This is a genomic window from Ruminococcus sp. 1001136sp1_2201st1_G3_2201SCRN_220225 (assembly GCF_040924365.1).
In the GTDB taxonomy this organism is placed as follows: Bacteria; Bacillota; Clostridia; order Lachnospirales; family Lachnospiraceae; genus Blautia_A; species Blautia_A faecis.
Genome location: NZ_JBCOME010000050.1, coordinates 4,890 through 14,419, shown reverse-complemented (window position 1 = coordinate 14,419; position 9,530 = coordinate 4,890). Strand labels below are relative to the sequence as shown.

General features: G+C 38.0%; 16 protein-coding genes, 1 tRNA gene and 1 pseudogene. All 18 read right to left on the bottom strand.

All coding sequences use genetic code 11. From position 1 onward, the window contains the following. Positions 1 to 1,049 (bottom strand): annotated as a pseudogene (locus tag AB5642_RS15140) (hypothetical protein); the annotation flags it as partial. Positions 1,050 to 1,119: 70 nt separating this feature from the next. Further along, complete coding sequence (locus AB5642_RS15135) at positions 1,120 to 1,260, bottom strand: hypothetical protein (protein ID WP_243284494.1); 141 nt, start codon at positions 1,258 to 1,260, stop codon at positions 1,120 to 1,122. A 140-nt stretch (positions 1,261 to 1,400) separates the two neighbouring features. Then, positions 1,401 to 1,688: a terminase TerL endonuclease subunit gene (locus AB5642_RS15130; protein ID WP_368371725.1), complete on the bottom strand. Its 288-nt coding sequence runs from the start codon at positions 1,686 to 1,688 to the stop codon at positions 1,401 to 1,403. Then, complete coding sequence (locus AB5642_RS15125; protein WP_368371724.1) at positions 1,640 to 2,182, bottom strand: DUF6353 family protein; 543 nt, start codon at positions 2,180 to 2,182, stop codon at positions 1,640 to 1,642. Before AB5642_RS15125 ends, AB5642_RS15130 begins: the two co-directional genes overlap by 49 nt. A 30-nt stretch (positions 2,183 to 2,212) precedes the next feature. Further along, positions 2,213 to 2,806: a hypothetical protein gene (locus AB5642_RS15120; RefSeq protein ID WP_173735433.1), complete on the bottom strand. Its 594-nt coding sequence runs from the start codon at positions 2,804 to 2,806 to the stop codon at positions 2,213 to 2,215. Positions 2,807 to 3,074: 268 nt separating this feature from the next. Then, complete coding sequence (locus AB5642_RS15115) at positions 3,075 to 3,365, bottom strand: hypothetical protein (RefSeq protein WP_173735431.1); 291 nt, start codon at positions 3,363 to 3,365, stop codon at positions 3,075 to 3,077. Between the two features lie 62 nt (positions 3,366 to 3,427). Beyond that, positions 3,428 to 4,243: a DUF6353 family protein gene (locus AB5642_RS15110; RefSeq protein WP_173735430.1), complete on the bottom strand. Its 816-nt coding sequence runs from the start codon at positions 4,241 to 4,243 to the stop codon at positions 3,428 to 3,430. Between the two features lie 36 nt (positions 4,244 to 4,279). Then, positions 4,280 to 4,438 carry a hypothetical protein gene (locus AB5642_RS15105; protein ID WP_173735429.1) on the bottom strand — a complete coding sequence of 53 codons (159 nt, stop codon included), beginning with the start codon at positions 4,436 to 4,438 and terminating at the stop codon, positions 4,280 to 4,282. Positions 4,439 to 4,516: 78 nt separating this feature from the next. After that, positions 4,517 to 4,741 (bottom strand): hypothetical protein, encoded by a 225-nt coding sequence (locus AB5642_RS15100; RefSeq protein ID WP_173735428.1) that lies wholly within the window; start codon positions 4,739 to 4,741, stop codon positions 4,517 to 4,519. A gap of 28 nt (positions 4,742 to 4,769) precedes the next feature. Further along, positions 4,770 to 5,600, bottom strand: a complete 831-nt coding sequence (locus AB5642_RS15095; RefSeq protein WP_173735427.1) for a DUF6353 family protein — start codon at positions 5,598 to 5,600, stop codon at positions 4,770 to 4,772. 21 nt (positions 5,601 to 5,621) lie between these two features. After that, positions 5,622 to 6,419, bottom strand: a complete 798-nt coding sequence (locus AB5642_RS15090) for a DUF6273 domain-containing protein (protein WP_195699334.1) — start codon at positions 6,417 to 6,419, stop codon at positions 5,622 to 5,624. Between the two features lie 39 nt (positions 6,420 to 6,458). Then, a tRNA-Leu gene (locus AB5642_RS15085) sits at positions 6,459 to 6,529 on the bottom strand. 48 nt (positions 6,530 to 6,577) lie between these two features. Beyond that, positions 6,578 to 6,820 carry a hypothetical protein gene (locus tag AB5642_RS15080; protein WP_368371723.1) on the bottom strand — a complete coding sequence of 81 codons (243 nt, stop codon included), beginning with the start codon at positions 6,818 to 6,820 and terminating at the stop codon, positions 6,578 to 6,580. 393 nt (positions 6,821 to 7,213) lie between these two features. After that, positions 7,214 to 7,537 carry a hypothetical protein gene (locus AB5642_RS15075; protein WP_173715545.1) on the bottom strand — a complete coding sequence of 108 codons (324 nt, stop codon included), beginning with the start codon at positions 7,535 to 7,537 and terminating at the stop codon, positions 7,214 to 7,216. Positions 7,538 to 7,625: 88 nt separating this feature from the next. Then, a complete protein-coding gene (locus AB5642_RS15070) occupies positions 7,626 to 7,787 on the bottom strand; it encodes a hypothetical protein (RefSeq protein ID WP_173715544.1) in 162 nt (53 codons plus the stop codon). 70 nt (positions 7,788 to 7,857) lie between these two features. After that, a complete protein-coding gene (locus AB5642_RS15065; RefSeq protein WP_173715543.1) occupies positions 7,858 to 8,139 on the bottom strand; it encodes a hypothetical protein in 282 nt (93 codons plus the stop codon). A 461-nt stretch (positions 8,140 to 8,600) separates the two neighbouring features. Next, positions 8,601 to 8,852, bottom strand: a complete 252-nt coding sequence (locus AB5642_RS15060) for a hypothetical protein (protein ID WP_173715542.1) — start codon at positions 8,850 to 8,852, stop codon at positions 8,601 to 8,603. Positions 8,853 to 8,939: 87 nt separating this feature from the next. Further along, the gene (locus AB5642_RS15055) at positions 8,940 to 9,377 is read right to left on the bottom strand and encodes a hypothetical protein (RefSeq protein WP_173715541.1); all 438 of its coding nucleotides are present in this window, start codon (positions 9,375 to 9,377) and stop codon (positions 8,940 to 8,942) included. Between the last annotated feature and the right edge of the window lie 153 nt (positions 9,378 to 9,530).

The following is a 9,530-nucleotide window of genomic DNA, read 5'->3' as shown; positions in this document are numbered from 1 at the left end:
GTTGCTCCCTTTTCACCCTTAACGCCCTGAGGACCTTGCAGACCTTGTGGACCGGTTGCTCCCTTTTCACCCTTAACACCCTGAGGACCTTGTGGACCTTGTGGACCGGTTGCTCCTCCTGCTCCATCAACGCCCATTCTGGTAGCAACATATCCAACTGAAGTACTCGCATCTGAATATAAAGTGGTCTCTTTTGTCCACAGATACTGTCCTTGCGGAACATTAGGCATCGAAATAGACCATCCTCCTGTAGGGACATCTGTCATATTTGTACCGATTTGATATGTATACGTTTTACCAACTATGGATTTAACATTGTTGACTTTTGTATCTATTTCGCTGATTGCACTTTCGATAGTTTTTTTGCTCTTTCCGAACAAAATGTCTTCAGCACTAATTCTAAGATGAAATTCTCCATTGTCTCCCTTATAGAACTGAATATAATGATTTGTATCGCCTATACCAACTTGTCCGTCGGAACCGAGATAGAATCCTTTTGTCGTATTAAGAGCTGATGTTTTTACCCCAGAATATATAGCACCATTTCCTATATGATTTCCAGCAATATCTGCTCCAAAAGCTACCAAATCAGTCACAGCCACCTTGTCTGCTGTAATACTCTTAGCCTGAATCAAAGTACCATTAAGACTGTTGTAGTCCGTCTGTTCAGAAGTAATGGTAGAACCATTCGTGTTAAGTTTGTAATAAAGTCCATCTTCTCCTTTAATAACTACATCTTGGATGTACGATCGTGCGGTCTGATCAATATTTGCTTCCAGAGTTAAACAATTATTCAGCTCTGAATCCACATCTTCTATATATCGACCGTCCTTATCCAGCTTACAATGTCTGAATCCGATACTCGCTACATCCAAAGAGATTCGATTAAAAATAGCGGTGATAATAGATCTCTCATTACCGCCGCTTAAACGTGGGCGATCTGGTCTGGCAGAATACCCCGGTCCATTTGATTGGTACCCACGTGTTGGATCACGATTGGCAAATGCATTGAATGCACGCTGCAATCGTCTTGTGATATTAAATTCCATTTTGATTTTTCTCCATATATATTTTCCAGGCTCAAAAAGTTAGTATATGCTAACTCTTGGGTAAAAAATTTTAAAGCTCAATTCCCTCAAATTCCGCACGAACTTCCAAACAACGAAGATACTCAACCATATACCGCTGTTGCTCATAAAGGATTGCTCTTGAAGAGGATGGGGTGAAATCAAGTTTGCCAGCCTCTAATTTCACAAGCATGGCATGAAGTTTGGTATATCTAATTTTGAGCTGATAATACTCAGCTTTGAACCGATCTTTATAATCGGAACCGATCTTTATAATCGGAACTGTTCATAAGTTCAATTGTATCTTTCAATTCATTCATTATTCTTCCTCCATTATTCAAATGCTTCTCTATTCAGTTTGAATGCAATAAAAGCATCCATCATAGCCGCTACGGTATCAATTTTTGCTTCGTGTCTTCTCTTCAATAATTTCCTATTACCATTGGTGTCCTCCATAACTATGCAATTACCCATTGTAAACGTCATAAGCTGCTCGTCAAAAAGCAGCATTCTCTCTTCTGAAAGTTTCTTTAGTTCACCTAAGGGGACAGACTCGGTCTTCGAACCTTGGATTACTTTCTCAATGCCAAATGGACCATTTTCCCGCTCCCATCGTTCCACGAAATCTCTTGCATTGTAGCTTTGATGTTATATTTGAGTTCGCGATCAAGCTCCTTACCGAATCTCTCGATTACACGTCCACGATATTCTTTAAAGCTTTTGTCAACTGCTGTGTATGCTGCTGCGAGAGCAATATTCCTCTTTCTAAGGATGTTATTTGATGTAAGAATAGCAGTGATAGATAATCCTCCAAGCACTACAGATGGACCATACAGCTTAGCAATATCAAGGGCTGCCTTACTGTAAATTAAAGTCAGAGTTTTCTTTCCTTCTTCCTCTGTGTAGTTCGCTTCATCTGCATGGAAATCCTCTACTTTTTCTTTTGTGTCAGTCAGCGTGTCATTGAGCTTCATAGTAGCTTTACAAGCCATGACCGCGCTTGTTACAACTCCAACTACACCTGCTACAATCAGGATTTCCGGACTGTGTTTTTTTAACTTGAAACCAGCTTTATTGATTGCTCTGGTTACATTTGCCATGTTAAATTTTTTCATTTTGTTAATTCTCCTTTTCTAAAATATCAATCAAAGTGGTTTTGCTTTGGGCAGTTTAAGGAAATATTCTCCTCCTCTGCCTCTGATTGTTTCAGCAGTTCTAATGCTTGTCCATCCCCATCTATAAGCGGTGAATGGAGCCGTTTTCCCAATCATGTCGTATAAATCCCCAACCGATACAGAATCGTATTCATTAAGAATATCTGTCATTCCATCCAGGACAGCTTCCGCATCACCGCGATTATCAAAACTAATTTCATCCAGATCGAATGACGTAGATGATCTGCTCGAATATGGTCGGTCGCTCTTTGAATAATCTCTGTATGATACCTGGTCATAAGAAGATCGTTTCTTTCCTCGTACTTCCCCATAAAGCATCATATCAACGCCATTTGTCACAGTTTCAAATATGGCTTTTTTGATGGCAGGGATGATTACATCAATGAATAGATACGATTTCACGCTATTCACATCTTCAGCGAATATAGTGTCTTTGAATTTACTCATTTCAGATTTTTTTCTTGTTTTCACATTTCCGCTAACAATTTTCTGGACTTTCTTCTCAGAAGCTTTAGCCTGCTCTGCCTTATATCGGTGAGAGTTTGGTGTAGCTTTAATATCCATTTATATCCTCCTTAACTAACCATACGAAGCTTACCCGGAAGAGTAATCTTTGAGTTTGGTAATCTATTATTATTTTTCTTGAACTGATACTGGAGATTACTAATAGCTTTACGTTTAGTCGGCGCCAATGTTTCAGCTCTCCATTTATCTGTCAGAAGATGCTCGAACTCCAGAACAGGACCCTCATATACATACTTAGGCATTCATCCTCCTGCGAAAAAAAAAGAGAAACACCGTGTTATAGGTGCTCCTCCTTTCTCATAGAATCTCATTCTTCAGTTTCTTCTGTGGAATCAGAATCATCACTTTCAGTTTCTTCACAAGTGCTGTCAATAATGTCATCTTCGTCACCATCGTTAGACCTTGCCCCAAAAGCAAATCCAATAGCTCCAGTAACCAGAAGCGCTCCTGTTGCCAGGATTTTCTTCTTGTTACTCTTCACAAATCTTTTTGCCTTATTAAACAAAGATTCCTTCTCAATGACTTCCTCAAGAACTTCATCGTTGTTTTCACACTCGTTTTCTCGATTCTCCATTGTGATAACTTTCTTTTCTTCCATTTTAATTTTCCTCCTAAAAATAAGTTTTCATTTCCCATTAAAGTGGTTGCTTTTTTCGCGAGTTACATTAATTTTGAGAAATCATATTTTGGCGCGACATGATATTCCAAGGTGATGCACGGTCGGTTATCTTTTGCTATCATAGTGCCATAACTAATCTCGACCAAACCATCATCCAAATTCCACCCAAGCTCATCACTTATATCAGTATGTTCGAGATCCAGTTCGTCATAAAATTCGCTTAATGAGACATACATGTCGTAATTTAAAGAACGGTTTATCTTATTCACAGCAGTCTCAATTTCCTGTATACTAGATTCAAAATATCGTCCAGATACACCATCATAGCAAAGCTGTTTACCGTTTCCAGTGATGATAACCTGACTGTCATTTACAGGATTATTATCGAGCTGTTTTTGTGCCACCCTATCTTTGATTGCCTTGGCTTTTTCTTTTCCTACTTCTTCAATGGTAGCTTCCTTATATTCTGTGAGTGCTTTTTCAGATAACTTATAGGCTGTTGCTATAGCTGCATTACGTTTTGAATGTACAGTATTAGCTCCAACGATGCATGCGATAGATGTCGCACCAGATATAGCCGCCGGAATATAACATTTCCAGGTTGCTTTGACTACTTCAGGTTTGGTTAGTTTAAACATGGTATCTAACTCAGAATATCCATGGTCGCGATCGAATTCCTCTTTCTTATTCTTTTCAACTTCTTTGATTTTTTCCATGGCCTTAGGTGTAGCTTTTACTGCCAGTACAGTAGTTGTAATCATTCCGGCAATACCAAAAGCAATAAGAATCTCTGGACTTTTTTTTTCGACTGCTTTTTTTACTGTGTTGAATATTTTCATTACGTTTGGTTTCTTCATGATATCCTCCTAAAAAATAAAATTGAGAAGCCCTTGTTAGGACTCCTCTTTTTGTGAAATATACTCTTTGACAGATTTTTCTGTCTGTTCCTGTTGCTGCTTATCGCTAGCCCAACTCGCCATAAGACCTCCTACGGCTACGGCAATCCAGCCAGCAATTTTGACAAGATTAGTAACATCCAGTTTATTCTTCATTTATGTATACCTCCTTTCATTAAAGCACCTGTAATTTTGGCGAAAAGTAAGACACCCAGTTTCCCAGGTGTCAAAACTTTATTTATCATATTTCTTGAAAAAATCCTTAACCGCCATTATAGACTTATATCTTAATTTCTTTGTCGGTTCACATATTAGATCCGCGCCGCTTTTAAAATTCACATTTTTGTCCAGTAAAGGCTCAACTAAATATAACATATGACCTTTTACTAAAACTTCATATACCTGCGTTGCAGCAAATATGCCTCCAATTTTCAAGATAGTCTTGACTGTTTTATCCATGATTTTTCCTCCTTATGATTTCCTTTCATTAAAGCATCTGTAATTTTGGCGAATTTGGATTGTTGGCATAATACTCCTCTTCGCTTTCATAATAGTCATCATAGTTTACCCGCGGCTCAAATGGCATCTCGATGATATAAAACTCAGTACCGTCTTTGAGTTTTGCCCTACGATGATTAAATTCAATCCAATATTCTCCTTCATCAGTTGGCGCCCAGCCAAGAACCTCTCCAAAGTCGGTAGAGGATAAACCAAGAAAAGAATATAATTCATTTAGAATAACACTTCCGCCCAATGCGTAGTTTCGGTTTAAATGGTATTCGGCATTTTGTACTTGTTCCACCGTAGCTCTAAAGAATCGCTTCGAATATTCTTCGTAGAATAATACCGGTCTTCCAACCGATTTATCTGAAGATATGTCACAATCACTGCATAAATAAGACGCTTGAATGTGCACTTTTTCAGCCTTTTCTACAGCAATAGCCTCAATTATCCTCTGATCCGCTTCCTCTCCATATAATTCTTTCAACTTTCTACGATAATCTTTGTAAGACTGATCTAGCAAGGCGTATGCACTCGCCATAGATGCTTGCTGGTGCTGGTTAAGAATTTGTGCTCCGCAGATGCAGAATATAGTCGCCGAACCGGTCAATATCACAGGCAAATATGTAAGAGCCACTGTCTCGGTTTTCTCTAGTACAGTAAGCTCCTCACCTTTCTCCAACTCAGCGTTAGCTAGCAGCCGCTTTGCTTTTGGTGCTGCTTTGGCAGATAACACTGCAGTTGCCACAACACCAGCGCATCCAAGTACAGTCAGTATGGTGGATGAGTTTCTCTTGAAAAATAACTTTGGCTTCATAGGCGTCTCCTTTCTAATCTGTTATTTCTTTAATCGGAAAGCCGGACGAACCCCAGAAGAGCCCGAAGCGTTGAGGTAATCCGCACCGCCGCCGTTGACCACAAGGGCAAAGGAAGCCGAAGAATATTCTTTCTTTATTGCATTTCGCAGCCAGCCCCATTCACATTCATTATTAAAATATGCCACTCTATTTTTTCTCAGTTTCATAAGAGGAAGCTGTTCATCGTCATCGGCTTCAAAATGCTCTTTATTCCATTCGTTCTCCCATCCAACAACCTGTCCAACAGAAGGAATGGTGAGTTCAACGATACGCTTTCTCAATTCTAATGGGAACAAACTATATAAATAGGTATCAATCCATTTCTTCAAATCGGATTTTTCATATCCGCCTTTGTTCGTAGGTCTTTCATTCATAGGACGCTCTGCAATATAATCATCAAAGATGAAAAGAACGTTGTTATCCGTCACTTCATGAGCAGTAGCTTTGAATTTCCCCAATTCTTTCAAGTCGACTGTAATCTTGTCGCCTACTTTAGTTTTGGAAAAATCGTATTCGTGCTTTGGTACGCCATGGTTTAAGTTGAGCAGTTCTTTTGCAGATGTATCGCTGGAGCCAAGCCATGAAAAACTAGGCGGGTACTTTTTCGCAAGTTCTTTAATTCCGTTTTTCTCAGCAACATCATAAAGATTAACCGTCATTTCATCGTATACGGCTGCGGTTACCATGTAATCAGCAACCTTTTTCAATTCTTCCAGCGATGCGCCATTGTTCACCATTCTTTCCATAAGTTTTGATACAGCTAAAGTTTCTAATCTCATAGTTTTTCTCCTTTTCATATGAAGTGGTTAAAAGCTAAAAGAAACAGTGTGGGGCTCGAACCCACGACCCTTCGCTTGTGGAATGCTCTCCCAACTGAGCTAACTGTTTCTCCATTAAAGGAATTGAAAATATCGCGAAAACAAAAGAAAGAGGCTTTTTAAGCCCCAATCTTATTTGTTGCGGATAACAATTTATCCAATTTCTTTTCGATACGATCAAGCTGTTCCGCCTCGGTTTTAACAACTTCCTTCAACTCTTCCGTAAGCTGTAAACAAAGCTGCAGCATCTCTAAATTATCCGAATCCATATACTTTAATGAATCCGGAGTAACAAGATGCAGAGTCTTTTCTACAACCTTATCCATAGTCTCAATCATTTTCTCAACTTTGCAATACATCATAACTTTTCTCCTTTTCGAATAAAATTTATTATTGTTTCCATTACACACTATGTTATTTTCGCGAGTTAGATCAAAATTAAAAGAAATAGCACCGAGTTTGAGTCGGTTTTCTTCAGATTTTACTCTGACGCTTTGCCCTAGTTAAGCTACCTATTTCCCATTAAAGTAGTTGAAAATATCGCGAAAATAAAAGAAAGAGGCCATCGCTGACCTCGATCGTTTTGTTCCGACTTATTTCTCAATATACTTCAATACTGTGTATATGAGAAGTCCGGCCAAAATTGCGATTAATTCCGCCAATCTTTGATACCTCCTTTGATTTTTTCTCACTAAAGAAAGTGTAAATATCGCGAAAGAGAAAGAGCCTTAGATTTCTCCAAGACTCTAATCTTCTTATAAAATAGTTCCGTGAATACTTCCGTCCTTATGAATAAGCATTACTATATCTACATTGTCCATTGGGTCATAGAACTCCCTTGAATTTTCCTCTTTATATTTCTTATATTCTTCGTGCAGATATCTTAATTGCTCAGAAATACTGCTAATAGTTATAGATACCGATATTAATTGTATCTCTAAGTCCATACACTCGGTCAACATAACAACGCCCTTCCGATCGTTAAGATTTTCTCTTTGACGACATAACTTGCTATATATCTTTTTATTTCTTTCAAGTTCCTTCTCCAATTCTCTAATTTTAGAATAATAATTTTTCATGACTTTGTTCCTCCTTAGAATTATTTAGTCATAATAGAAAGTGTTATCTCCGCGAAAGAGCAAGAGCCGTTGCCAGCTCCGCTCGTAGTTATTTCTTGGCTATGCATCTGATAATCCAAGCAATTATTAACACTGCCACGATGATGTCACCAAATATCACAAACCCAACGCTGCCAACTACGACAACGCTAATAATTGTGAATACGATTAACGCCAATCCAAGTAATAATAAAATTGCTAATGTAATCATCTCTGATTCCTCCCTTGAAATATTTTGTCATAATAGAAATTGTAAAATTGGCGAAAAGAAAGAGCCCTTGTTAAGAGCCCTCTCTTAATTCTTTAATTTTAGCAACAAATATCTCCGCCTCTTGAATAGTTAGCGCCATAGGCATTTGATTCGTATGTCCTAACCAATCTTTTACTCTTGTTATTGTTTGCGAAAATATTTTACAACATTCAACAGGCGTATCATCATCTTCCCATTCGATGATCACCTCCTGGTCCTGTTTTTTATTTTCATATACAATATAACAACAAGATAAATCAGATACACGAATCTCATATCCTAAAGATTCTATTTGTTTATCAATATCGGTCATAGATACCCTCCTAAAATATTTTTTTTTCATAACACCCCATGTAATTTTCGCTAAAATCCAGTCTTATCGAAATATGTTTCCCAGCGTTCCCGGACCATGGGTTTCATCCTTAGATTCCACATTAATTGTCGGACCGTCATTGTTGGATATAATCCATTCGTAGGTGTACTGGCGTATTTATCAAAGACTGATTTAAATTTGGAATGTAAATATAGAGCATCCGTCAAACACCGGTCGATCTCAGACCACCAGGTGCATTTTGATTTTTTGTCGTATCTTTGTTGGATAACCGCCAGCCCTTTATCCCCGATCAAATATAAAGTACAGTGGTTGTATGCTGGATGATTACATTCGTAGAGCTGTCCATACATTGATGAATATTCTGTTGGCTTTGTGTAATGGTATTTCATTTGTCGCTCCTTCTAAGTAAAAAGAAAGAGCCCCGGTTAGGACTCTGACTTTTAGAATTTTATTACTTTTGCCTTTCTGTAAGATACTTCGCATGGATATGCTTCTGCCATTCCAGTCATTAAGATATCCAATGCCAATAAATCAACAACCAACAAATAAGACACGCCTTTCGAAAATTTCCTTTTTCCGATCATAAGACCGCCTGACTCATTTATCAGTTCTTGAATTATGACATCATTATCTGGTTCTACGCCATGAACAGTCATTTGAAATACCCATGCGTTTTTACTCATTTTTCGCATACAAAATTCCTCCTTTCATTATAGGAGCTGTAAAAATAGCGAAAAAATAAGAGCCTACGTAGAATTTACGTAAGCCCTTATGTGGGGTTATTTCTTTTCGCTTAAAAACAAAAAGATTAAGACTATAGGTGCCATAACTAATATAAGAGCTGCTGTATTAGCAAGCCCTCTTAAATCAAAATTTGTACTACCAACAACATCAAATATTGCTGCGACAATTACAAGAATTGCAAAAGCAATTAATTTAACAACCACTCTGACAATACTGGATTTAGTTCGTCGCGCTTCTACTTCGAGTTCTTTTAGCCTAACTTCTTTATCTATCTCGGCTTGTTTAACTCTAACTTCTTTCTTGTATTCAGCTTCTTTGATTCGTGCTTCGTCAACTTTTCGATAAATATGACTACTATAGTAATCGTTTAGAGAAATCTCAGCACCACAATATTGGCAGAAACATTTATCACGCCCCTCTTCAATTTGAAGATTGGAGCTGCATTCAGGACATTTTAATGAAATCAGCTTCATATTATTCCTCCGGAGCCCAGAAAGCGGTGGAAGCATCTTCGATGAGTAATGTTCCTGTCGTTTTAAGAATCTGACCATCTTTTAAATTAATAACACAAGATTCTTGAGAGGTTTTCTTATCGTCATAATTCAAGTAATCTCTAAATATAGGTT